The organism is Acidovorax sp. LjRoot118 (assembly GCF_964253575.1).
Taxonomy (GTDB): Bacteria; Pseudomonadota; Gammaproteobacteria; order Burkholderiales; family Burkholderiaceae_C; genus Acidovorax.
Window position 1 is genome coordinate 188,535 of record NZ_CAXURB020000002.1, and the last position, 22,067, is coordinate 210,601.

Genomic DNA, 22,067 nt, shown 5'->3' on the forward strand with positions numbered 1-22,067 from the left:
CGGCCGGCTTCAGCGAGCGCTCTCAGATTCTTTGCCGTGGCCGCAGTTGCCACATCCCTGATGGGCTGCGCGCCCGCTACTGTCCAAAACCTGCGGACGTGTGTCGCGAGAGGACTACTTGAAGTCGCGACTTCCCAATTTTCCCAGCCGTCCGAGCCACGGCGTCAGATCGACCAGCCGATGTGCGATCAGGTTGCACACGGAACCGCGCTTCTGCCACACCCCTTTCACCGCCAAGAGTCGGGACTCCAAGAGCACACTGCGTTGCTCATCGCGCAAGGCCGACCACACGATCACTTGGATCGCACCGAACTCATCTTCCAAGCTCACGAAGACAGTGCCGTTGGCTGTAGACGGCTGCTGACGCAACGTGACAATGCCGGCCACGCGAACCTCCCGCCCGTCCGGGATATGCCGAAGATCTCGTGACGAAAGCAGTCGCTTGGCGGCCATCCGCGGGCGCAGCAGTGCAAGCGGATGTCGGCGCAAGGTGAGCCCCGTCGAGGCGTAGTCCCACACGATCTCTTCACCCTCGGGTGCGGCCTGCAGCTCAAGATAGTCCTCATCGATCGGTGCGTCATGCAGCAGCTCAGGTACAGCGTGGAGCCCCGCTGCATCCCAGACCTGTTGGCGGCGATGGCCAGAGAGACTGCCCAGCGCGTCTGCAGCGGCGAGCAGCTTCATCTCGTGCTGCTCCAGGTGCGCTCTCCTAGCCAGGTCATCCGCACTGTCGAATGGTGCGACCTCACGGGCTCTCACGATGCTATCCGCAGCGCTCGCACGCAGCCCCTCCACCAGATGCATCCCAAGACGCACCGCGGGTACCGCTGGAAGATCCTCTAGCGAAGATTCGACCAGGCTGTGCATGACATCGATTGGGCGGACCTGAACACGGTGCCGACGGGCATCCTGCACGAGTTGAGAGGGCGTGTAAAAGCCCATTGGCTGGCTATTTAAAAGGGCGCAAAGGAATGCTGCAGGCTCGTGTCTTTTGAGCCAGCAACTGGCGTAAACTAGAAGGGCAAACGAGGCCGCGTGAGACATCGGAAAACCGTAGCCGCTGAACCCAAGCATCTGTTGAAAAATGGATTCGGCAAAGGTGTCGTCGTACCCACGGGCCCGCATGCCATCGATGACCCTCGTTCGGTATTTTTCAATCCCACCTTTTCGCTTCCACGCAGCCATTGCGCGTCGCATTTCGTCAGCCTCGCCGGGCGTGAAGCCTGCAACAACGATGGCCATTTTCAAGGCCTGTTCTTGGAACAATGCAACACCCAACGTTGAGCCAAGAACCTCCTCGATTTCGGGGCTCGGGTACGTCACTTGCTCAAGTCCCTGGCGCCGTCGCAAATATGGATGGACCATGCCACCTTGTATTGGTCCGGGCCGCACGATGGACACGGCAATCACAAGGTCGAAAAAGCAAACAGGCCGTAGTCGCGGCAGCATAGACATCTGCGCGCGGCTCTCGATCTGGAACACGCCGACCGTATCCGCACGCGAGACCATCCGGTATGTCTCGCGGTCTTCTGCTGGGATGTCTTGCATCGAGAAATCAAAGCCCCTGCGTTGGCTGACTAGTGCAAGGGCCTTGTTGATAGCGGTGAGCATTCCCAGGGCGAGCACGTCAACTTTGAGGATGCCGAGCAGGTCCAAATCATCCTTCGACCACTCGATAATCGTGCGGTCCTGCATGGTCGCGTTCTGCACCGGCACTACGCGGCTGAGCAGCCCCTTCGTGAGCACGAAGCCGCCTGGGTGTTGAGACAGATGACGTGGAAAGGTCATCAGCTGGGTCGCAATCTCAATGAGCTGCCGGACTGCCAGATCATCCAGCGACAACCCCAGCTCCAGGAATCGCTCAGTGCGGACCTCAGATCCATCCCACCACTGCTGGCCTGAGGTCAGTCCATCAAGTGTGGCCTGGTCAAAGCCCAATGCCTTGCCAACGTCTCGAATCGCCGAGCGAGGTCGGTAGCTGATGACCACCGCCGTCAAGGCCGCACGGTCGCGGCCATACCGCCGGTAGAGGTACTGGATCACCTCTTCGCGCCGCTCATGCTCGAAGTCAACGTCAATGTCAGGTGGCTCAGCTCTTTCGCGCGAGATGAACCTTTCGAACAGCATCGCCATCCTGTCGGGATCCACTTCGGTGATGCCCAAGCAAAAACACACCACACTGTTCGCGGCGCTACCGCGACCTTGGCACAGGATGTTCTTTGACCGAGCAAAGGCAACGATGTCGTAGACCGTGAGGAAATAATGGTCGTAGCCCAACTCGGTTATGAGTTCCAGTTCGTGCTCAATTTGGGCCTGGTTCTTCGCGCTGATTCCATGAGGCCAGCGCCGGCCGGCGCCTTCGTAGGTGGCCTGGCGCAGAAAGCTGCTCGGCGTGTGCCCGGCTGGAACAACTTCTTCGGGGTACTGGTAGCGCAGTTCTTCGAGCGAGAAATTGCATCGCTCTGCCACGCGCAGCGTTTCGGCGAGCAGATCCGCCGGATAGGTCTGGCCCAGCCGGAGGCGGCTGCGGAGATGACGCTCCGCGCTGCGCTCGAGCTCGTAGCCGCACTCGGTCAAAGGCTTGCCCACTCTCGTGGCCGTGAGCACGTCCTGCAGTGGCTTCCTGCTGCGCAAGTGCATGTGCACATCGCCCAGAGCCACGAGAGGGAGGGCGGTCAGAGCGGACAGCTGCCGCAAGCGGTGAAGCCAAAGCTCATCATCGATGCGCCGATTGAGGTCTAGCCCTAGCCAGGCGCGGCCAGTGAAGTGCTTCAACGTCCACCGGCCGAGCTCCTCCAGCTGCTCATCGGTGGCAGCCCGCATCGGCGAGACCATCACCAGGCAGTCTGCCAGTGCAGCGCCCTCGATCAGGTTGCGCCGCAGCTCGTAGGTCCCCTTTTCAGATGAGCGCCGCAGGACCGTGATGAACTCGCAAAGGTTTCCGTATCCGTTGAGGTTCTGCGCCAGCACCACCATCACGAAGGGAAGTTCAGCTTGCACATTGAACTGCGATCCTATGAGCAGCTTCATCCCTGCTTCTTTCGCCGCCGTGTGCGCGCGCACGACGCCGGCGAGGGTGCACTCGTCGGTCACCGCGATAGCGCTATAGCCAAGTTCATGCGCGCGCTCCACCAGCTCTTCCGGCCAGCTGGCAGCGGTCAGGAAGGAGTAGTTGGAACGCGCGCGCAACTCGCAATACGAGGGCAGGGACATGGCAAACGTTCGCGTCAGGCGTATTGCCCGTGGAGGAACCAGCCCGTCTCATCACCGGCAAGGCGGCGCTGGAAAACCAGAAGCAGGCCTGCATGGTGGCTGAGGGCCACGAAATAGTCGCGCTGCACGGTTCCTGGCGCCGCCCCCTCCACCTTGCCCTGTCGATCCCACCAGCCACCCTCGACGCGGTCCGGGCCGAGCAGTATCTGCAGCTGCCCCTGGTACATGGGACGGTTGTCTCTTTCGGCCAGGCGCAGGGGCTCTGCCAACAGCCAGCCTGGCAGCGGAAAATGGTGGTCGATCACGCTGGCGCGCGGTAGTGGCTGCTCGGCTGGCAGCCATTGCTGTATGCATTCAGGACGGTGGTCCTCAACAAGTCGCGGGCGCACTACCCGCTCCTTCCCGAGGCGCGCCTGAATGCGTTCTAGGACCAGCGCGGTAGCCTCACCTTGTCGGATGGTGTCCGGGAGCAGCGACTTGCTCTCTTGCGTAATCGGGATGGTCTCGGTGGCCAGCAGTTCGATGTCGCCCGCCGGCGCCAGCAGCTCGACCTTGGCCAGATGCTCTGTCAGCAGCCGGCCCAGGTGCTCAACTGACTGCGTGGCCTCAGCGGTGCGCACGGTGAGCTCGCCACCTGTGCCTGCAGTCTTCGCCCGCATGGCGTCATGGCACCAGCGGAGAGTAAAGGCGGTGACGCCCATGTGGCGAGCCGCCAGCCAGCCCGACATCTGCAGCAGGAGCCGGCGCGCGCCGAACATGAGCGCCGCGGCGTGCTCCACCCGGAACTGAAACTCCAGGCGGGCCGAGAACGTCTCAGGAAGGGGTACCCACTCATAGACCTCCGGGCGCAGGCCGTATGCCTGGTCCAGCGCTGTCAGGAGCTGCTTGTCAAAGCGCCGGCCCAAGCCGCCGCGCGGCAGCTTGCGCACGTCGCCAAGGGTCCGCGAACCCAGGCGGTGGAGCGTCCCCTGGTGGCGCGCCACGGCTGTGATGGTCTCCAGCGGCAACTTGTCAAGGATCGAAGGGAGAGGGCGGGCAAACCCATCCCCTTCGCGGCACCTCAGCAACGCCAAGGCGGCGGTGCCGGTGGGGGCCCACGAGATGGCATCTATCCCCAGCTCCGTCGCCTCCCCCTCGATGCGCAGGCGCAGGTTCTCCAGGCCGCCGAACAGGCGCACGCTGGCCCCGATCTCGAGCAACACGGCTTCTCCTTCGGCCATGGCCACCCGAGGCGTGAACTGCAACGCCCAGATAGCCAGCCCCTGAAGATCAATGGCCGTGCAGGAGTCGGGGTTCTTGGAGGGACTCAGTGCGGCCCAGATTCCAATCATGGGAGGCCTCCTGGCTGCGCAGGGGAGCAACAACCTCAATGCCCATGCGGCGCAGGCGCGGGGGCAACACACGATCAAGGCGGTCGGGAACTGCGACCAGGCGCAACACCCCGCTGAAAGGGGTGCCGCGCCGTTTGAGCACAGTCACATCGATGTGCCATCCGGTACCCAATGCTGCCTTGATGCGCAGAGGTGCGGGCGAAGCCTCCCGCTCAGCCGCCAAAGGCCGAAACAGGAAGACTGGGGACTGGCAGGACTGAGCGTGCACCTGCAGGCGACGGATCTGCTCGGCCTGAGCCTGCGGCAACCAGGCAAGCACCGCCCCCTTGGGATTGGACTTGATCAGCTGCTCTGTGGCCCACAAGCGCTCCGCAGGCGTCTTCGCCTGGATCCAGACGAGGCGTTCTGGTGGCAGCCCTAGCTGCTGCAGGCCGCCGGCATGCGGCGGCTGCGGCGGAGCGACGAGCAGGATCTGGCCCCCACCGGCCACGAGCGAGGGCAAAGAGCCCCCCAGCAGGCGCCATTCGCAAAGCGGCGCCTGCGCGGACAGCACCTCGGTGAGCGCTCTGGTTGGCCAACCACTCCCAGGCAACACCGCGTCCAGCTCCGAAAACCCCGTGGCCACGGTCTCACCTTCCTGGCGGCCCATCTCCCCACCGAGCCAAACGGCTTCGCGCACGCCTGGCGGCAAGGCGTGTGGGTCGAAGGAATGAAGGAGGGCTGACATCGGGTGCAAATACTGTAGTTATTTACAGTGTATGGCCGTGCCGCGTTTTCCCATGTAGGGGTGTACCTGGCTGCAGGGTCTTTGGACAGCAAGGTTTGTAGCAAGCTTTCCAGACTTCTCGGGCTCTTGGAAGCCAATCGGCCCCCAAAGATCATGCGACGCCTGTTACAAAATCATCACCTGGCTGCGGAGATCGGGCGTGCCGGGCTTTACCGGCTGCTACTGCTACCTCTGACTCACTCCCAGCTCGTTGTCGAGGATCGGGCGCCATCTATCCGTCTTCGACAAGCTTGGCAGGTTGTGTACCGTCGGCGGCAGAGGATCCGGCCCCGTCCTACCTGAGCGCAGTGCTACGCTCACCCATGATGGTGCGCACATGCACAACGTAAACTCGGATTCAATCATTGGAGACACGCATGCCTTCGTATTGCCTGCAGATCATCCCTGACCCTGATAGCGACGAAGCGTTTCGCTGGATCGTCCTTGAGCAGAAAGCGAACGAGGCGCTGGTCTTCAAGCCCCACTCGGCATCGGAATGCGATTTCGACAGCTGGGCGGCGGCACTCGACGCTGGCACTTTGGCACTGGCGGCCGCAGAGGGTCAGCCCTACGAAAACGAGGCAGCAGACCCGGTTGGTGATGCCGACTGTTCTAAGGGTGATTGACGGTCACGCTGCGAATTGCACGGGGTGGGCGAGGTATGGGCAGCGCGGAGAACACAGGCCGCGCCTTGACGTTGCCAGCGCAGCGCTTAGCAGGCCAGTTGGGCCCCGAGCCCGACCAAGGTGAATTGAGAGCTCGGTTGCCATTTACCAGCGCCCCCTGGAGCGAGCAAAACCATCGAGACTTGGCTGGATTGTCTGCCACGACCCCACAAGCGGTCCTGCGTATCCCATCGCCTTGAGTGTCTTCAGCGCCGAAACAATGTCGCTCACGACAAGCGCGCCTAAGTTTTCGTCGGGAGTGCCCACAGAAGTCGGCAACTCTGTCTGCCAACCCCGGAACGCTGGCCAGGGCGCCAACGTCTGGTACCTGTCTCGGTGCTCCTGCCGCACCCACTGTTGACCAACGGGTGAAGTGAGCAACCCGACCGAGCTGCCCGAATGCCACAGCCATGGCCAGCGCCGGCCTGGCGGGCCCAAGTCATCGGAGAATCGAAGGGCAGGGGACGGGGCAGGCGGCTGCCTCGCGGCAGCGGCTTCTCTGAGAAGCTTTTCCTGCTCAAGCGCGGCCTGTCTTTCACGTTCAGTCTCGTCCTCAAACCTGGCGATCAATGCTGCGGTGTTTTCCACCAGCAGGCGCCGCTCCTCCGCCGTGAGCCGACGGCCTGATCCACCGGCATTGTCATACGCTGGCCTGCCCAGGGCAGAGGACGATCCGTATCGCTTCTCAAAGCACGTGGAGCCCAACACCAGAACGCGCCCCTCATCCCTGACAACGTGGATGGCGGCATAGACCCCGTGATTGCAGGCTGGTTGCTGACACTGCACACGCTGAGACGGCTCCACCGCCACTATGGCCAGAAGGCGGGGGGAAGAGGGGGATGCGTCCATATCTGTTCCGTTCAAGCTGCCCGAGTGCCAGATTCTCGCTGATCAGCGACCGGCGCAGAACCGCCGCTCGAAACGCAAAAAGCCCCGGACACGATCGATAGATCACGCCCGGGGCCTCATTTGAAGGTCGCCTATTCGACCGGATCTTTACGGCCTACTGCGGCGTCAGAGACGAAGCAGAAGGCATCGGTAAAAAGGCCGAGGCGCATGCCAACGACCGGTTGTCAGGGTGGTCTATCGACCACCGACCGGGCTTGAGCCCAGTCAGCGATGCAGCATGCAAGGCAGCTGCAGGCGTAGCGAAGGCAGCAGTATTCGTGCCCACAGACACGGTAAAGCACCCTGCTGCGCTATAGCCGTGAAGCACCGCTGCCTCGCTCGTAGAAAAGGCATAGCCGATCACGTATTCAGTGGCAGCTGTACCAAGCGCATGGCTCTTGTGTCCAGGGCACCCGGCTGGGTCCTGAGTCATGGTGGTGGTGACCATTCAGTGATTCCAATGCCCACGGCCATACCACTGCCCAGCGACCAGTATCCGGTCGCGTGCGTCGATCTTCACAGACTCCTTGGTCCCGTCGGCCCGGAGCACAGTGCAACTGCCGGCGACGCCGGAGCTCGTCGGCACGAAGCCGCAGACATAGAAGCGCCAACGACCTGAACGCCCTTCACGGGCCTGCTGAAAGCCGCGGAAATTGCGCACTTGCCATTCACCGGCGTTGCGAATTTCACCTTCGGCCATGAGTGGTGGTTCGTCCACCGCAATCTCAAAACTCATCTGCTGTTGAGCCATACTGGAAGTCTCCAAAGTGTGGCGAGCAGCTGCCCCAGTCGGGCTGAGCTGCCCGACCGGGTTGATGGTGCCGGCCCTACTGGGACCGGCGTTCCTGCGAAGCGTAGAACGCGCAGGATGTGATGTAGCCGTCAGGTGATGGCGACGTGGGCCATCCCTTGGCACAGGAGCTCGTTTCGCCGGGGCGATAGGAGCAAGCTGAGCATTCGGAGCACAGGTCGTCGTCGCTGATGGACCGCCGGGCACCGCTAGGCGAGCGCGGCTCAGCCCTGGTTGCAATGTGCATGGAATTCTTCCTTGGGATTGGAACAGGCTCCATGCCGCAATGGGCAATGGCTTGCCCGTGGGGGATGTTGGGAATCAAGGTCAGCAGACGGAAACCGTTGCGCCCCGATGGTCTGGCCTCGGGAGGCCAGTGGAAAGGCCGGGAGATGCCCAGCGGCTCAGCAAAAATGCCGTGCTGCGCGCATTCTATCGCCGACCACGAAAGCTCGTCAGAGCACCGCGGGGGAAGAGGAAGACGCCATTCACATGCAGAGGTTGCCGGCGAAGCGGTTTGCGGAGCGAACGCGATACCATAGGAAATCAATTCCCGAAGACCACCATCAACGATAGGAGTTCGGTCGATGTGTTACAGCGCGCAAACCTGGGCGGACTACAGGCGCTACACGAGAGCATACGGCGCCGACATCGATATCCGTGAGTTCTACCGACTGTTCGTCCGCAGGAACGGGGGTGCCAAACTTCCAGTGCCCAAAGCGCTCGAGGACGCATTTCTCAACGACCCTGATTCCAAGATGGCGGAGATCGCCACCCTAATCCGTCAGCACCGTGAGGCAGAAGCCGTGCGGCTGCAACAACTCGTTTTTGAACAAAAGGCGCGCCTTGTCGAGGCCGATCGCCAGCTGGTCCAGAAGCTCACCAAGAAGTGGAGCGAAGAGCGGCGCATCGCCACGGACAAGATCGAGGGAGCCCTGCAGAAGCTCGCGCACTTGAACCGGGCCCAGCCCCGCGATAGCGACTCACGGATCTACCCCGGCTACTACCTCCCTGTGATGATCTGGGAAGACGGACGCCGTGTGCTGAGGCCGATGCGGTACTTGTGCCGGCCGCCGGGTAAGCCCGAGGCGAACGATCACCGCTTTCCTGGTACGTACAACGCAAGAATGACCTCCCTGGAAGGCTACTGGTCCGGCGTATTCGGCATCACCCATGGAGTCGTTCTCGCCAGCGCCTTCTACGAACACGTCAACAGGCACCGCGCAGAGCAGCGCTCACTCGCAGAAGGCGAGAAGGTTGAGGACGTGATCCTGGAATTCAAACCAAGGCCTGAACACAACATGCTGCTGGCCTGCGTGTGGGCACACTGGACGGCCCCTGGAAAAGAGGACCTCTACTCTGTCGCGCTGGTAACCGACGATCCGCCACCGGAGGTCAGCCAGGCGGGGCACGATCGGTGCGTGATCCCCATCGATCCTTCCAATCTGGACGCTTGGCTGCAGCCAGACCGCAACAACCTGGCAGAGAGCTATCGCATCCTGCGCGCAAAGGAAGCGATACGGCCTTACTACGAGCACCGGATAGCAGCGTAGGGCACAGCTGACACCGCCAATGGAGCATGGCAAAACTCCACTCGGCCGCAAAGGAGATGCAGGGCCTTGACGCGGCCGCCATTGGGCGAATACTGGACTCGTCGCACCACGGAAGCCCTTATGCCCTCACTATCCCCAGCGCACGGCCTTTCGGCCAAATCAGCGCAGTTCCTCCACACGCAGCATGGTCGCCCGCCCGAGGGCCATCCCAAACTTCAGCCGGGCGGCTCAGACTCCCTGCGCAAGCTCTACCAGGTCCGCCACCATGGAAATGGGGGCCTGCTTAGCGGGCGACAGGTCGGGCACAAGGCGCGGCTATTGCCTCGCGCCGCTGCCTTCCGCGTGGCCAAGCGCCTACGCCAAGCCGGGCTCTATGTGACCTGCGATCCAATCTGCGTTCGTGTGACCCACAGTCAAGCTATGGAGCTACATCGTCGATATGCGCCCCGCGTAGCGTTCCGCCAAAGCCGCGCGTAAGCCGGCGCGGATCGTTTCTCGCAAGACAGTTCGAACGATGACCAACGCCCCCCAACCACAGTGCGTCACCATCGACACCGCGGCGGGCTCGCACCGGCTGCCGATCGCAGGCGCAAAGTACATTGCGGGCCTGACCCCGGGCATGAGCCTCCAAATCCTTGGAGCCCTGGGAGCTATCGGGCACGAGGAGACCGCCAGATCCTGGCTCTGGGCATTGGACCACCATGGTGGTGTCGCCTTGCAGCTTGAGCTACTCGCGCAACCGCAGCGCGAAGGAGAGGGCTCACAGACTGAAAGCCATCAGAGCCCCTTCATGCCCTCCTGTGGAGGCCCAGAGAACCCGGCCAATGCGAGCTACGAAAACCTACTTGAAGAGCAAGATCGCGCTCGTGCACATCTTGCGCGCACCTGGGCCAGGGTCGAGGAAGTCATCGCCACATCGCGCGCGGCCGTGGCAAATGCCGAAGGCAGCTGCCTTGATACAGCACCGTGAGCAGCCCATCAATCTCGCACAAGCCTGCGGCTACACGATAAATGTCTGTGAGTTCAAGGGGCAGCCGCCTCATGGGCGCTGGACTCAGGTCGGCGAGCCGCCGTCCAACTTCGAGTGGCACTCCACCGAGGGATCTAGCTCCTGTGAAAATGGGCTGCTCATGTCCACGGGATCCTTGCTGAGAATCTTTATGTCTCGGCTGGGGACGCGCTGCGCCGCTAACAGATCAGACCTCCTAGCCGCCATCCGACTGGCCAGCGAACTCTTCTTCTCATCAGAGTACAAGGTTGTTGCTGTGGAGCGCTGCTTTGCAGAGGCCTGTAATTTGATCTCGGCCCGAATCTCTTCGAGCGGAGTTCCATCCAGTTCCATCTTTCGCAGCTTTACCAATCCGGCTACGGCTGGATTCGTTACTTCTAGCGCCTGCATTTGCTCTGGCGTCAGCTCCATTGCGAGCCTATTTAGCCGGGCATCGTATTGTTCAGACTCCGTCATGAGATGTACTTTCGTGCGAGGCTGCGTAGTGGGGGTGTCCACCGAAAAGACCTGTTTAAATGCATGGCCCATACAATTTTCTTACGAATGGCCACAGTCGGCAACGGTGAACTTGCGCGGCTGGGGTGCGGGAACTGACATCCAGTGTCAGAACGTGGAGGCCAACACCTCATAGGCTTGCAACGTGTGCTGCACGGGCCCACAATCCGCCCACGTACGCTTAGGCGTCGATCTGCCCCCAAAGGGCAGCCCAATACCAGCGGCCTGAGCAACAGGCCTCAATCCATTCACCCACACGGGCACTGCCCTTGTGGTGGCGCTCCGTCAGAAGCCCCAATGGAAACTCTAGATCTCTTCGCATACGCCGCCGAGGGGACTGAATAGTCCCCCCTACATCGCGGGCTCAACTTCATGGCCGATGAGCCTGATGCACGCATACTTTGAAGGGCCCTCACAAAGGGGCTCTCGTCGCGAACTACGAGAATGGCGACCGATTCGACGCCAACCTCGAAGGCGCTTCGGACTTCCTCGGCTGCCAGGCCGATGACTACATCGAGCGCCATTGCCACATGGACTATGGCGACTGGACCGAAGGCCATAGGACTAGATTGCGCATGGGCGTCATCACCATCGCGAAGGTCCTGAGCCGGTCCACCGACGAAATCCTGCGCCGCACCCAGTTGCGCCAGTAGCACGGCCTCCACGGCCATCAGAACCTGCAGGACCTCATCGCTCGATGCACGGTCTTGTACCAGCGCCAGCAGCAGCTGAGCTGACGGCACCGCCGCCACTCGGTCGAGCTTGCAAGCGCAAGAAATCGGCCGCAAGGCCACAACGCAGCGAAGGCTGCATTTCCGTGAAATAAGGCACACACCAAGTGCATTCACACGGGCTGGATTGTCATCGCCGGACAGCGATTTCAAGTTGATTTTGAAACGCCTATCGGGGCCTCGAAGGAGACGACCGACCTGGCATTCCTAGCCGCACTGAACGAACTGTTTCCGCTGGGCCATCTGAGCCTCTGTACCGCATAGACGGACAGGGCCACAGCCACCCAACACCGCGCGAGTCCCCTTCGGGACCTCGCACCACTATCCACTGTTCCTGCCCTAAGGCGGAACGCAGCAAGAAAGCTAAACATGAGCAGTCACGACATGTCCATTCGCACCCACACCAACCTTCAAGTGAAGGAAGGCGTGACACTGCAGCAGATCCTCTGCGCCTTCGCACCGTTCCTCATCGAATTCGGTGTGGTGCTCGCGGAAGCTGCACCTGGTGAAGCCACCGGCGAGGCCTCGGAAGACATGGGCGAGTCCCACGTCACTCTGGAATCCGATGGCAAGATCATCTTCAACGTCTCCTGCGAAGGGGGCGGCCATGGTGACAAGCCCGAGAAGTTCGACGCCCTCTGCGACGGCCTGCGCCCACTCATCCAGGCCGGCGGCGTGATCGAAATCGTCGACCACGACATCAGCCCGTCCAATGCAGAGTCCGTCAGCCGCGTCTACCTGGCCCCAGCAGGGCAGGAAGCCGCGAACGATGAACTGGAGATCGCGCTGGCCCTTTGCGCAGTTGAGCTCCATCCGGTGCTCGGCACTGCCGGTGTAGAGGTGATCCAGGCGCAGATCCGCGCCATGGCCACACGAACCGCGGTAGCCTAGCCGCCGCGGCCGCTCTTTCGGCCAACCCATACCATCCCCGGTGCGCCTGACGGCGCCCCGGGGATTTTCTTTTGGCGACACCGCATGCGCTTGCCCGCCCCGAGGGTGACGGCTACCATGCGTCCACGTTCGCATCTGCGATTCGTGCACCTCTTGGTGCAACCCCTCCGTGGATGGCCAGCAACCGCACCACCTCCCACGGAATCAGCGGTATCGGCAATCTGTCCGAACCAGCAGTGCAGGTCGGCCATCGGCCACGCCCTTGCGGCAAACCTGTTACCCATCCAACACCAGCCCGCTGGGACTCGACGTCCCAGCACGGGAAGTCTGTCCTGACGCGACAAAGCTCGCAGCCATGACTCGAATCATCCTTCCCCAATCCGACCGCCCAATGGCGGACCGGATCACGCTCCGGGAGAAATCCATGAGCACGACACAACACTACTTGGAGATCTGCCTGGACGGGCACCGCATCGACTCCGTTCATTGGTCAAGACGGGATCCGGACTTCACCGCCGCGAACCCCTGGAAGTGCGACCTGACCGATCAGGAGGAGGCGGAGATCAAGACCTGGTTCGTGCAGCGGTATCTCTGCTTCACGACAGCCCACCTCGACTCCACGTACGCCTTGCGCTACGACCAAGAACGGGCCAACGCCTGCCAGATCTACCCGGCTGTTTGCTGACCGCAACCACCAACACCGCCGCACCCCAGCTTGGACTGGAAAGGCAATCGAAAGACACACATGACACCCACCCAACAAGAAGCGTCCAAGACCTGCGCGGTCACCCTGTCCGTATGCCGTACAGCCTATGCCCACAAGGACGTGACCGCGCAGGTGCCGATCGGCGCCAGCGAGTCTGAGATTGAGGAGGCCGTCCTGGACGCCGCCTACAGCCTGGTGTTCAATGAGCAGCATGCCGAATACGCCCTGTCGTTTACCGACCCGGAGTACGAGGCGGAGCAAGCCCGTAGAGATGCCCTGTTGCACCTACTGCAGGGCCTCGCGAACCTGGGATTCGGTACCGATGGGCACATTCCCATCGACGCTATCGATAGCGTTGCCGCGCTCCTCGACAGTACCCTCAAGCAGCTCCAGCCAACCGGCGCACTTGCTTGCAGGCTGATCCACTCCGAATCCAAGGACGGCTTCTGGAACCAGTCGGTTCGTGAGTGGCTCGGAGAGGAGGGCACCTACCATTTCCTCCCCTCACTGCCGCCCGGCATGCCTGAGGATGCACGTCTAGTCGACCTCGACCTGAAGCACACGTTCGGACACGCAAACGTGTGTCCACCTGGCGCCACCCTGGACGTCGCCCAAGCCATCAGCCAGGCAAAGGGCGACGGTAGCGAGAGCGACTTCTGCAGCATCGCGGGCGCTATCGCCCACCTGGAACAGCGGATCGATTCCGCCGACTCCGAACGCGACCGGGAGGCGCTGCGCACGCTGCGTCTCCTGAACATTTAGGAAACCGAAACGCCCTGGCCATCGCCGGGGCGTTTTCGTCTTCGGTGGACGGCTCAGACCGGCGACAGGCAGCCCAACACTTCATCGGCTTGCCAGGCTAGATCCCCGCGGCTAGCATGGCCTGGTTCGGCCTCAGTGCTGCCAACCCGGCGATTGCCGGCACCCATCAAACGCCTTTACGGCGACGACCTCATAGGCCAGTCACAAGGACCACCCGCTTGCGGCGGACCCAGACTGGTCAATTCAAGCGCTTCAGCGCGCATCCAACCACACGGTCGGGCTCCTTGCCCACCGGCGGGGAGTTCCACCCATTACCTGGGAGACTCAATTGAATCCACAGAACACCCAGCGCCTGCGAGAAATCGAGGCTGAGCTGGCCGGCATGGGCCTTGGCATCGAGGGCTCGCTTGCGAGCATCGATGGCGATGGCGATGCCCTGTTCGAACTCGCGAGCGGTGAACTCGTTGACCCGCCGAACGACCAGGCGCTCCAGCTCGCCATCGAGTGGACGGAGCTGACGGCGCCATGAGATTCACTCGCTACGCACGCTACGAGGACTTTGACTGGACACCACGCAAGCTTGCGATGGCGCGGTCGAAGCCTCAGCGCCAGCAGAAGAAGGTTGAGGAGCAGTTCCCGCTTCTGGCCGCTTTGCTGCCACCGCCGCCTTCCTTTGACGAGGAAGGTGAGCTCGCCCGGCGCCGCGAGCGCAGTCGCAAGACTGAAATTGATCAGCGCGCGCGCCTCGCGCGCCTCTGGAGGGACTGCAGGCGCGACTTCTTCGCGGCTACCGAGGAACAGAAGGAACTCATCCGGAAGGCCTGGGCCGAATGGAGAGGTCCCACCACTGCGTCCTATCTGCGATACGTGGTGGACCTTCACACGGGAGTCCACGAAGCGAGATCAGTCCTGTTCCGCCAGCGCGAGGAGCGAAGTCGGATCGAACTGCTGAAACGCCTCAGAGCGCAGGCGACCCTGGAGCTGTAAGGCCCAACGCATAAGAAGGTCCGGCACTTGCCGTCCTGGTCCAACAAACAACCCCAGATGGGCACAAGATGCCCACTGGGGCGGTGCCTGTCATCTTCAAACTGGAGACTGAACAGAATGGATAACGGACTTTCCGAACAACAGAAGCTGGGCCAGTTGGTCCATGGCGCCTACTTGACCAAGGGCTTCTTGCAAACGGGCCCACTGAGCCATCAGGAGCTCGCGCACTACGGCGGCGAGCTGAGCGCATTGGCGGAGGTGGCAACGTTCACTCGCTACCTCAGCACTGCGGCGACGCGGGCGCAAGGCCTTGGACTCGAAGGCCCTACAGTCTTCGAATACGAGATCAGCGAGGGAATGGGAGCCTGGCTCCGGTGCAACCACCTCGCCGACGCAGCCGCCTTCCAGGTGGAACTCGTCACCAGACTCACACGGCACTTTGGGCGCCACCACCCAGGGCTCGTCGACCTGCAGGCGGCCGCCAGCCTGCCACCTGCTGGCCCGCCGCCGGACTGGACGCCGTCCTTCAGCCCGTGGCGACATGGCGGGTGGTACGTCGACAACGTGCAGTACGCCAGCGGTGCGATCGGGTGCGTGAGCAGGAACTATGAAGACCGCAGATGGCGAATCGTCTGCGATCCTCGAAGGGAGTCCCTGGGCTCCCCGGGTGACTTCACATTTGGCTCGCGGCTCGAAGCTGCCCGCGCTGAATACGTCCTCGCGGCGCAGAGCGAACAGGCGTCGGGAGGAGCTATCCAGTGAAAGCGCACTAGTTCACACCGGAGGAATCTGCGCCACCCCTTGTGGGGCGAGCAATCAAGAAGGGCCCCATGCCAGCGCATGGGGCCCTTTTTCGATCCATCAGACGTACCCTGCTGGCGTATCGAAGAACGATGGGCCGGCACTTGCAGGTTCAACGGTGAAACGGTAGCCGAAATCATCATCGTGGTCCTCGCCCACCAGGTCGCCGGCGCGCAGCCGTTCCAGCACCCCTTCAAGCTGGCTGATGATGTCTTCACGGTTGCTGTGCCTGGTACCTTGAAGGTGCACGGTCACCTTTTGAAGTGGGTAGGCGTTGTCGATCCATCGCTGGCTCGGCGTAGCTGGCACGATTGGCATACTGTCCTTCGCAGATGAAGTGCAGCTTTCAGGCCAAGAGCGGGGAAATCCCGGGCCCGCAGCAAATTGCGGGTTGTTTGCACCCAGTGACGTGGCCAAGCGTCCTAACGCGGTGAAAACCTCGTCGTTGCTGCGCAGCCAGTCTTCGGCCCAGGGAAACTCCTGAAGCAGCGCAGGAGCCTTCTTATGCAGCAACTCCACCAGTTCACGGTTCTCATCCACTCGCTTGTGCACTCCTCCACCTACTTTTTCGAGCACCATCACCAGACCGTGTTGAGCTTCCGGCCGGAATAGGGCCAAGACCTTACGTAGCATTTCGTGTGTTCCTTGTATTGCGTCGAGCGTGCCTCTTCACCCCTACGGGAAGCGGTGTCTGGATGATTTCATAGCGAGCTCAATGACCAAGGGCCCGATGCGCCCGCTACGGGACGTAAAGCCGGTGCTTGTCACGGGGGCAGTACGTACAGTGCAGCTGCTGAGCGGCTACACCAAAGGCATCGGACACACACCGAGCAGATCGGCAACGCCGCACTGAACCAGCCGGCGCGATGCCTCCTTTCCTCTCTGTCTCCGCCACCCCAAAGGGCCCTACATGAACACACTCGAAAGAACGATCGTCGCGGCCGCGCACAGAGAATTGAAGCGCCTGCGCGCGCCGATCTCCACGGCCGAGGACCACGAGGACGCCCACACTGCCTTCAGATCCTTGAGCACGCTATCCAGCCTGGCGCATATCGAAGGCGGCGGGCTGGGCAGCACTGCCAGGGCTGAACTTCTCGCCGTGGAAAATGAGGCGGCCAAGTCTCTCAAGAGCCTTAAGCGAGAACAGGCGCTTCCAACCATTGCCCAGCTGCTCGGGGCCTTTGATGTATCTAACTGGCTGAAGTCCGCCTTGGCATCCGCAGTCAACCGGGACGCAGTTGATGCAGCACAAGACGCAGAGTTGCTGCACCTGGTGCTGGCCGCTCGCGCAAGCGCCTTGATCGATGGACATGTCCGTGCGACACCAGCGGCCGGCAGGGAAGGGGAGCCTCGCTTCTAATCCTCGCTGCGGTCCCATATCAAAGCCCCCCACATCAGCGCCAAATTCCTGTGGCGACGGCCACCGGCGTCACCTGCAGCTACTCGGGGCCATTGACGCGGATGCGAGCTCCCGTACAGTAGCCATTGAACCGCGTGCCTAACTGGCGCGCATCGAAGAATGAGGAAAGGCCACGGATGGGAATTCGCAAACTGAGCGAGGCACAGCAAAGTCTCTTGGACAAAGTCACTGGCGGCGCACAGCTGCGTTTCGTGGGCGAGTCCGGTCTGTACCGTCTAAAGGAAGAGGCGCGCGAGCGCACCGTCTTCCCGAACACGGTTCAATCGCTCCTCAAGGCCGGACACCTATCCATGGATCTCAGCGGGCGATGCGTGCTGTCTACTTCCAATGCCGCGAACCAGACCTTCGACGGAACGCCTCCGCCAGATTTCCCGGCCCAGGTCGTCATCATGGATCGCGCCTTCGCACGGCGTCACCCAGCAAAGGGCTTCTACCTCAGGATCGGTACGCCTCAAGGGCACGTTGAAACCGTGCGCCTAGACAATGAAGCGACCCCAGTGGGCGCCCGCCGTGCTGCCGAGGCACTTGGCTACCAGCCCACCCATTGGATGGACGTTGGCGACGGCATCTTGTGCACTTTCTGAGTAGGGGACCCGCGCATGAATACGAGCATCTGGGGTAAGGTGATCCAGGCACATTCGGCGCTCGCACCCGAGGTGCGCGACGTGGAGTGGGTGAGCAACTGCGGCAGTGAGATTCACATCGACGACACAACAGGGAAGAGCCTTCGCATTGGCCACTTCCAAGGCGACGCGAAGCTATCAGAATTCGCGGTAGCCGCCCACCAAGCAACACTCCGGGCGTCGCGAGATACTGGCCTGCATGACCAGGGGAGCCAACTTTTCAGGGACCGCACCCCAGAAGCGGCGGCAGTACAACTCGGCACCGTCCTGGCCTGGCTGACCGAACAGCAGCTTGAATCCCTTGAGCAGCTGGAGCGTGCGGTGCGGACACCAAAGTCCGCCCTTGCGCGGCAGCGAGGGATCTGCGACACGGCGGTCAAGCAATGTGCGGAACTGGGAGTGACGCCCCTGGGGCTCGCCGGGGCCCGGTGCACCAGACTAGCGGCTCGCCTCGCCGCATGGCCTGGACAGCAGTGACGACAACGCCGATTGAGTGCAGGTCAAAGAACCTTGCGTGACCGCGTTCCCGTGCTACCTTGAATTGATCAAAGCAACTCTGCAAGCAATGCCAGCGAACCGCTCCCCTTGGCCATCAAGCCTGCTTCCAGGCTCACGGCGCACCTTGTGCTTCTGCAAACCACCCCTATGCGCGATCTGAGCACCCCCACAGATCGGCGCATCGTGGCCGCATGCAGAGGCAGGCTCGCGCGCTTGCCGTTCGCTGGCCATCCTGCTCTGCGATTCGACCCCTGGCTTGAAGGCTATCGGAACTACCTCTTTGGCGCGAGGGCAGGCCCGAGCATTTCGGTATCAACCCTGTTTCATGAACTTGGCCATGCGAGCCAGTTCGGGCCTGAGTCCTTTCGCACGCGAGCGACAGACGAGGGATACCACTTCAGAATGCGGAAAGTGGTGTTCAACGATGTGCCATACGACGAGCCTCGAACCAACCGTGCCACCGTGAGGGAGCTTGAGGCCTTCGCTTGCCAGTTGCACCTGATGCGCGCAGCTGGCATCAAGGTGTCGGACAGAGAGTTCACTACCTACTCCGGCAAACTGATGCATTACATGGCCGACTCGTACTTTGTGCCTGGCAAGACCGACGCCGCGAAAGCCCGCTGGTGCACGGACAGGATTTCACGAGAGTACGGCCGGCGCTCGCAAGCCGAGGTCCTGGACAGGCTTGAAGCCTGGCTCGACGCTACGCAGCGCCGCTGGAAGCGAAAACGCCTCGCGCTCGCTGACATCGGCGGCTACAGCGTGGCACCCTGCATCAACTAACCGACTCCACCACTGGAATCACCCAACATGAAGATTGAATTGACACTGCGGCACCGCGCAGCCCTGCAGAGCCTCCTTGATCGCCAGGGTCAAGAGCCGTTCCGTCGCTCGGACCTCATGGCCCTGATCTTCCCCATGACAAACCCCCGTAGCAGGGATCGCGCGAACGACATCGCCGACCTTCTGATCAATGAGGCCGCCAAGGCCGGCACCGTCACGCGACACGGGCACTTGCACTGGGTCAAAGTGAGCTCAGTTCGCAAGCTACTGTCAGGTCGCCAGGTCGCTGAGCTCGCCTCGAATGTGAACCTCACTTTGACCACCAAGTGCCCCACGAAGTGGATGGCCGTGGACTTGGAATCGGGCGAGATCTGGACAGGCACCAACGACGGTAGTTGGACCCGAGCGTCATCTGACCTCCGGGAGGAGGTGGCCGCCGCTGCCAAGGGCAAGCGCGGGGCATAGGTCCACACCGCATCTACTGGCGCTTGAGCAAGCCTTGAGGTAGGCTCCAGTCTGATTTCGCCTCGCGCGCAATAGAGTGTTCGCACTCATCAAACAACCGCACCGTTCTCGCGTGCATTCACCCACTGGGCCATCCCCAGTGGGATGGCTCCATTCCAAAGGAGCCGGCAATGCCTACCCCTGGCGACATAGTCATGGTACGGTTTCCATTCGCCGAGAAATTGGCCGATTCACTGCACCCAGCCTTGGTCCTCGAAGTCCTTGGCGAGAGCCGCTACGTCCTCGCGTATGGAAGCTCCCAGCGCGTGGACAAAAGCAGCCCTCCAGCAAACGAAGTCGTTGTGTCTGATCCTGTTTCACTGGCCGCTTGCGGCCTGAACCGGCCCACACGCTTCGACCTCGCGATCAGGGCTCAGATGTTTGCCACCCAGAGGCACGTCTTGGGCCGCCTGCCGGCGACCGAGATGCCCAAACTCTACCGAGCCGCAGTCCACTGCAAGCTCATCTGACCTTGAAAAACCCGTGCATCTTGGTAAGCTATCCCCAATAGCTCACAGGAGAACGCACATGCCTAAACGGAGCACCAAAATCCCAAAGACAACTCCCGGCCCGATCAAGTCCGGCCATCAGGTCCCGCCTGACACACAGTACGAAGGGCTCAAGCAGCTCTTTCAAGCCAACGGCCTGGTCGATTCGACCGGCCGCCCAACCGCCGCTGGTCGACGCGCGCTCGCGCAATAGGCGGCAGCTGGCCCCCAGCCGGGCCAACTCCTTGCGCCCATTCACTGCTTGCCAGTGAGTGGGCGTTTTCACGTGTACCGGAAATGACCAACTCCCTCGACGATCAGATCCTCGCTGCCGTGCGCGCTGGCCACGCCAGCCGCGCGCAGCTCATGGCCATCGAAAGCCTGCGCGTCATGACATGGGCTGCGGTCAACGAAAGCCTCAAGGCGCTCACCAAGGCTGGCAGTCTGGTGTCCACCAGTACCGGCTGGCGCCTGGCCTGACTGCGCCCCAGCGACTGCTCAGCGCGGTAGCGCTCCATCAAACGCAAGCCACCACGTGGCTGCATGCATCGCCACCACATGGCGATGTCTTATTCAGAAAGAACACATGGAACTCTCCAACACAACAGGGGGGCGCAGCAGCGCGTCCACCGACAACACCAAGCTCACCCGCGAAAGGGTGCAGGCCATGGCGGACGCACCAGAGATGATCGCGGCTGCCAACGCCGTGGCTTTCTGCATGGCAGATGTGGCCGTCAAGACGCCGATCGTCGAAGCCTACCAGCGCCAGCTGCTCGCCAAGGGCCAGTGGTTGATGGCGCAGGCCTTCGTGGATCCGGGCGAGGAAAGGCCCGTCATCCTGGATCCGAAGCTCAGCTACCTCCTCGAGGAAGAGGACGCGAAGACCTTCCAGACACAGTGCGCGGCCCAAGCCGCTGCGGCAGGCCTGGCAACCAGGATCCCGGGCAATTGTCCGAAGACAGAAAGCGATCATCAACGATATGTCCTCGAGCTGCACATGCTGACACTGGCTCGGCAATACACCGGCGTGGACCCCATGTCGATCTATCAGCCAGCAGACCGCAAGGCCTACGTGGAGACGCTGATGCGGTTCCTGGGTCCTCAACTGAAGTCTCAGCTGACCGCGGACTTCCGCTACGTTGAAGGGGTCATGGCTGCGCACCGCGCTGGAACTGGAGCTGATCGCGCACTCGACTGATGCGTCGGCATGCACATCACCCCAGCGCCTCCCGCCTGCGGGGAACGTGCCACCGCCATGAACTGAATCCGCGCGCGCCGGCGGCGCCGGGGTATTTGGTCCCATGTCTGTAGCTGGGCCGGCTCTGGGCTCCAACAATCGCTCGGACCGCAGTAGCATCGGCGCGTCCGGTTGTCGCTGCGCTTGGACCACCAATCAAGAAGAATCTCACCATGAATACAGTCAAAGTCTGGGCGGTCATCCATCACCTGAATGGACCGCTTACCCTCGAACAAGCACACCTCGCCCTCGATGCGGGCGCGTACGGCGTATTCCTCATCAGCCACGAAGGCGCTGACCACGAGCTGCCGTCACTGGCCACGGCCATCAAGAGCGTGCGCAGTGCCGATGGACGCTCTCTGTGTGTCGGGATCAACCTGCTCACCGAGAAGGACCCCACCGCAGCATTCGAGCTGGCAGCAGCCAATGCACTGGACGCAGTGTGGATCGATGAGCCTGGCATCGTCGCAGGAGAGGCGAGGGCGCCCGCGCTCAAGCTGGCCCGGGCGCGCGATGTCTTCCCGGGCAGCACGAAGCCGCGGGTCTTCGCGAGCGTGGCCTTCAAGTACCAGGCCGAGGATCCCACCCCTGCCAAGTCAGCCCGTGCCGCCCGTGCGCTGGGTTTCACACCCACCACAAGCGGTAAGGCCACCGGCCAGCCTCCAACGGTCGAAAAGATCCAGCTGATGCGCGGTACCAGCTCCCTGGGCCTCGCCGTGGCAAGCGGCATGAGCCCAGAGAACATCGCAAGCTACAGCGGATTGCTCAGCGACGTGCTGGTGGCCACTGGAGTATCGCTCGACGAACATCGGTTCGACTACGAGAAGCTGCGGGCTTTCGTCCACGCCGCAAGTGGCACTTGACCCTGCCGCCCATCAATAGGAATGGCCCCAGCGGCCGCCCGGCGCTGCAAGTCGCCAACCACT

General features: G+C 62.0%; 24 protein-coding genes. 18 read left to right on the forward strand and 6 right to left on the reverse strand.

Translation table 11 applies throughout. The features are described 5' to 3' along the window. Nucleotides 1-114: 114 nt before the first annotated feature. From ACSQ9E_RS33640 to imuA, 3 genes are read right to left on the reverse strand one after another with little or no spacing between them, the layout of a single operon-like run. Nucleotides 115-3,213, reverse strand: coding sequence for an error-prone DNA polymerase (locus ACSQ9E_RS33640; protein ID WP_436220457.1), 3,099 nt, complete (start codon nucleotides 3,211-3,213; stop codon nucleotides 115-117). Nucleotides 3,214-3,227: 14 nt separating this feature from the next. Next, a complete protein-coding gene (locus ACSQ9E_RS33645; RefSeq protein WP_436220458.1) occupies nucleotides 3,228-4,544 on the reverse strand; it encodes a Y-family DNA polymerase in 1,317 nt (438 codons plus the stop codon). Then, the gene (gene imuA, locus ACSQ9E_RS33650) at nucleotides 4,483-5,271 is read right to left on the reverse strand and encodes a translesion DNA synthesis-associated protein ImuA (protein WP_436220459.1); all 789 of its coding nucleotides are present in this window, start codon (nucleotides 5,269-5,271) and stop codon (nucleotides 4,483-4,485) included. The genes ACSQ9E_RS33645 and imuA overlap by 62 nt, the downstream gene beginning before the upstream one ends. Nucleotides 5,272-5,687: 416 nt before the next feature. On the opposite strand from imuA, the gene ACSQ9E_RS33655 reads away from it, so the two are divergent. After that, complete coding sequence (locus ACSQ9E_RS33655) at nucleotides 5,688-5,936, forward strand: hypothetical protein (RefSeq protein ID WP_436220460.1); 249 nt, start codon at nucleotides 5,688-5,690, stop codon at nucleotides 5,934-5,936. Nucleotides 5,937-7,311: 1,375 nt separating this feature from the next. Here ACSQ9E_RS33655 and ACSQ9E_RS33660 read toward each other — a convergent pair. After that, nucleotides 7,312-7,614: a hypothetical protein gene (locus ACSQ9E_RS33660; protein ID WP_436220461.1), complete on the reverse strand. Its 303-nt coding sequence runs from the start codon at nucleotides 7,612-7,614 to the stop codon at nucleotides 7,312-7,314. Nucleotides 7,615-8,240: 626 nt separating this feature from the next. Here ACSQ9E_RS33660 and ACSQ9E_RS33665 point away from each other — a divergent pair. Beyond that, on the forward strand, nucleotides 8,241-9,206 hold the full coding sequence (locus ACSQ9E_RS33665; protein WP_436220462.1) for an SOS response-associated peptidase family protein: 966 nt from the start codon (nucleotides 8,241-8,243) through the stop codon (nucleotides 9,204-9,206). 514 nt (nucleotides 9,207-9,720) lie between these two features. Continuing rightward, entirely contained in the window at nucleotides 9,721-10,176 is a 456-nt protein-coding gene (locus ACSQ9E_RS33670; protein WP_436220463.1) for a hypothetical protein, read from the forward strand. Nucleotides 10,177-10,260: 84 nt separating this feature from the next. On the opposite strand, the gene ACSQ9E_RS33675 is transcribed toward ACSQ9E_RS33670, so the two are convergent. Next, nucleotides 10,261-10,671, reverse strand: coding sequence for a hypothetical protein (locus ACSQ9E_RS33675; protein ID WP_436220464.1), 411 nt, complete (start codon nucleotides 10,669-10,671; stop codon nucleotides 10,261-10,263). Between the two features lie 440 nt (nucleotides 10,672-11,111). Between ACSQ9E_RS33675 and ACSQ9E_RS33680 the strand changes: the two genes are divergently transcribed. The 7 genes from ACSQ9E_RS33680 to ACSQ9E_RS33710 all read left to right on the forward strand — a co-directional run bounded on the left by ACSQ9E_RS33680 (nucleotide 11,112) and on the right by ACSQ9E_RS33710 (nucleotide 15,549). Then, on the forward strand, nucleotides 11,112-11,363 hold the full coding sequence (locus tag ACSQ9E_RS33680) for a hypothetical protein (protein WP_436220465.1): 252 nt from the start codon (nucleotides 11,112-11,114) through the stop codon (nucleotides 11,361-11,363). A gap of 447 nt (nucleotides 11,364-11,810) precedes the next feature. Continuing rightward, nucleotides 11,811-12,332, forward strand: coding sequence for a hypothetical protein (locus ACSQ9E_RS33685; RefSeq protein ID WP_436220466.1), 522 nt, complete (start codon nucleotides 11,811-11,813; stop codon nucleotides 12,330-12,332). A gap of 424 nt (nucleotides 12,333-12,756) precedes the next feature. Beyond that, on the forward strand, nucleotides 12,757-13,017 hold the full coding sequence (locus ACSQ9E_RS33690; RefSeq protein ID WP_436220467.1) for a hypothetical protein: 261 nt from the start codon (nucleotides 12,757-12,759) through the stop codon (nucleotides 13,015-13,017). Nucleotides 13,018-13,077: 60 nt separating this feature from the next. Beyond that, the gene (locus ACSQ9E_RS33695; protein WP_436220468.1) at nucleotides 13,078-13,800 is read left to right on the forward strand and encodes a hypothetical protein; all 723 of its coding nucleotides are present in this window, start codon (nucleotides 13,078-13,080) and stop codon (nucleotides 13,798-13,800) included. A gap of 328 nt (nucleotides 13,801-14,128) precedes the next feature. Then, the gene (locus ACSQ9E_RS33700) at nucleotides 14,129-14,329 is read left to right on the forward strand and encodes a hypothetical protein (RefSeq protein ID WP_436220469.1); all 201 of its coding nucleotides are present in this window, start codon (nucleotides 14,129-14,131) and stop codon (nucleotides 14,327-14,329) included. After that, the gene (locus ACSQ9E_RS33705) at nucleotides 14,326-14,787 is read left to right on the forward strand and encodes a hypothetical protein (RefSeq protein ID WP_436220470.1); all 462 of its coding nucleotides are present in this window, start codon (nucleotides 14,326-14,328) and stop codon (nucleotides 14,785-14,787) included. The genes ACSQ9E_RS33700 and ACSQ9E_RS33705 overlap by 4 nt, the downstream gene beginning before the upstream one ends. Before the next feature lie 117 nt (nucleotides 14,788-14,904). Further along, the gene (locus ACSQ9E_RS33710; RefSeq protein ID WP_436220471.1) at nucleotides 14,905-15,549 is read left to right on the forward strand and encodes a hypothetical protein; all 645 of its coding nucleotides are present in this window, start codon (nucleotides 14,905-14,907) and stop codon (nucleotides 15,547-15,549) included. A gap of 99 nt (nucleotides 15,550-15,648) precedes the next feature. Here the strand turns inward: ACSQ9E_RS33710 and ACSQ9E_RS33715 are convergent, their stop codons facing one another. After that, nucleotides 15,649-16,221, reverse strand: coding sequence for a hypothetical protein (locus tag ACSQ9E_RS33715; RefSeq protein ID WP_436220472.1), 573 nt, complete (start codon nucleotides 16,219-16,221; stop codon nucleotides 15,649-15,651). A gap of 277 nt (nucleotides 16,222-16,498) precedes the next feature. Here ACSQ9E_RS33715 and ACSQ9E_RS33720 point away from each other — a divergent pair, with 277 nt between their 5' ends. The 8 genes from ACSQ9E_RS33720 (at nucleotide 16,499) to ACSQ9E_RS33755 (ending at nucleotide 22,004) form a co-directional block, all read left to right on the forward strand. Continuing rightward, complete coding sequence (locus ACSQ9E_RS33720; protein ID WP_436220473.1) at nucleotides 16,499-16,948, forward strand: hypothetical protein; 450 nt, start codon at nucleotides 16,499-16,501, stop codon at nucleotides 16,946-16,948. A gap of 176 nt (nucleotides 16,949-17,124) precedes the next feature. Continuing rightward, the gene (locus tag ACSQ9E_RS33725; RefSeq protein WP_436220474.1) at nucleotides 17,125-17,592 is read left to right on the forward strand and encodes a hypothetical protein; all 468 of its coding nucleotides are present in this window, start codon (nucleotides 17,125-17,127) and stop codon (nucleotides 17,590-17,592) included. Between the two features lie 15 nt (nucleotides 17,593-17,607). Continuing rightward, the gene (locus ACSQ9E_RS33730) at nucleotides 17,608-18,108 is read left to right on the forward strand and encodes a hypothetical protein (protein WP_436220475.1); all 501 of its coding nucleotides are present in this window, start codon (nucleotides 17,608-17,610) and stop codon (nucleotides 18,106-18,108) included. 168 nt (nucleotides 18,109-18,276) lie between these two features. Beyond that, complete coding sequence (locus ACSQ9E_RS33735; protein ID WP_436220476.1) at nucleotides 18,277-18,912, forward strand: hypothetical protein; 636 nt, start codon at nucleotides 18,277-18,279, stop codon at nucleotides 18,910-18,912. 27 nt (nucleotides 18,913-18,939) lie between these two features. Further along, nucleotides 18,940-19,377, forward strand: a complete 438-nt coding sequence (locus ACSQ9E_RS33740) for a hypothetical protein (RefSeq protein WP_436220477.1) — start codon at nucleotides 18,940-18,942, stop codon at nucleotides 19,375-19,377. A gap of 824 nt (nucleotides 19,378-20,201) precedes the next feature. After that, entirely contained in the window at nucleotides 20,202-20,384 is a 183-nt protein-coding gene (locus tag ACSQ9E_RS33745; protein ID WP_436220478.1) for a hypothetical protein, read from the forward strand. 106 nt (nucleotides 20,385-20,490) lie between these two features. Beyond that, entirely contained in the window at nucleotides 20,491-21,102 is a 612-nt protein-coding gene (locus tag ACSQ9E_RS33750) for a hypothetical protein (RefSeq protein ID WP_436220479.1), read from the forward strand. Nucleotides 21,103-21,314: 212 nt separating this feature from the next. After that, on the forward strand, nucleotides 21,315-22,004 hold the full coding sequence (locus ACSQ9E_RS33755) for a hypothetical protein (protein WP_436220480.1): 690 nt from the start codon (nucleotides 21,315-21,317) through the stop codon (nucleotides 22,002-22,004). The last annotated feature ends 63 nt before the right edge of the window (nucleotides 22,005-22,067 follow it).

Coding starts and splice junctions, on each gene's coding strand:
- ACSQ9E_RS33685 (WP_436220466.1), top strand. CDS start 11,811: ATGAGCAGTCACGACATGTCCATTCGCACCCACACCAACCTTCAAGTG.
- ACSQ9E_RS33675 (WP_436220464.1), bottom strand. CDS start 10,671: ATGACGGAGTCTGAACAATACGATGCCCGGCTAAATAGGCTCGCAATG.
- ACSQ9E_RS33665 (WP_436220462.1), top strand. CDS start 8,241: ATGTGTTACAGCGCGCAAACCTGGGCGGACTACAGGCGCTACACGAGA.
- ACSQ9E_RS33745 (WP_436220478.1), top strand. CDS start 20,202: ATGACCAACTCCCTCGACGATCAGATCCTCGCTGCCGTGCGCGCTGGC.
- imuA (WP_436220459.1), bottom strand. CDS start 5,271: ATGTCAGCCCTCCTTCATTCCTTCGACCCACACGCCTTGCCGCCAGGC.
- ACSQ9E_RS33710 (WP_436220471.1), top strand. CDS start 14,905: ATGGATAACGGACTTTCCGAACAACAGAAGCTGGGCCAGTTGGTCCAT.
- ACSQ9E_RS33740 (WP_436220477.1), top strand. CDS start 18,940: ATGAAGATTGAATTGACACTGCGGCACCGCGCAGCCCTGCAGAGCCTC.
- ACSQ9E_RS33730 (WP_436220475.1), top strand. CDS start 17,608: ATGAATACGAGCATCTGGGGTAAGGTGATCCAGGCACATTCGGCGCTC.
- ACSQ9E_RS33690 (WP_436220467.1), top strand. CDS start 12,757: ATGAGCACGACACAACACTACTTGGAGATCTGCCTGGACGGGCACCGC.
- ACSQ9E_RS33640 (WP_436220457.1), bottom strand. CDS start 3,213: ATGTCCCTGCCCTCGTATTGCGAGTTGCGCGCGCGTTCCAACTACTCC.
- ACSQ9E_RS33660 (WP_436220461.1), bottom strand. CDS start 7,614: ATGGCTCAACAGCAGATGAGTTTTGAGATTGCGGTGGACGAACCACCA.
- ACSQ9E_RS33670 (WP_436220463.1), top strand. CDS start 9,721: ATGACCAACGCCCCCCAACCACAGTGCGTCACCATCGACACCGCGGCG.
- ACSQ9E_RS33755 (WP_436220480.1), top strand. CDS start 21,315: ATGAATACAGTCAAAGTCTGGGCGGTCATCCATCACCTGAATGGACCG.
- ACSQ9E_RS33655 (WP_436220460.1), top strand. CDS start 5,688: ATGCCTTCGTATTGCCTGCAGATCATCCCTGACCCTGATAGCGACGAA.
- ACSQ9E_RS33715 (WP_436220472.1), bottom strand. CDS start 16,221: ATGCTACGTAAGGTCTTGGCCCTATTCCGGCCGGAAGCTCAACACGGT.
- ACSQ9E_RS33720 (WP_436220473.1), top strand. CDS start 16,499: ATGAACACACTCGAAAGAACGATCGTCGCGGCCGCGCACAGAGAATTG.
- ACSQ9E_RS33705 (WP_436220470.1), top strand. CDS start 14,326: ATGAGATTCACTCGCTACGCACGCTACGAGGACTTTGACTGGACACCA.
- ACSQ9E_RS33725 (WP_436220474.1), top strand. CDS start 17,125: ATGGGAATTCGCAAACTGAGCGAGGCACAGCAAAGTCTCTTGGACAAA.
- ACSQ9E_RS33645 (WP_436220458.1), bottom strand. CDS start 4,544: ATGATTGGAATCTGGGCCGCACTGAGTCCCTCCAAGAACCCCGACTCC.
- ACSQ9E_RS33735 (WP_436220476.1), top strand. CDS start 18,277: ATGCGCGATCTGAGCACCCCCACAGATCGGCGCATCGTGGCCGCATGC.
- ACSQ9E_RS33695 (WP_436220468.1), top strand. CDS start 13,078: ATGACACCCACCCAACAAGAAGCGTCCAAGACCTGCGCGGTCACCCTG.
- ACSQ9E_RS33750 (WP_436220479.1), top strand. CDS start 20,491: ATGGAACTCTCCAACACAACAGGGGGGCGCAGCAGCGCGTCCACCGAC.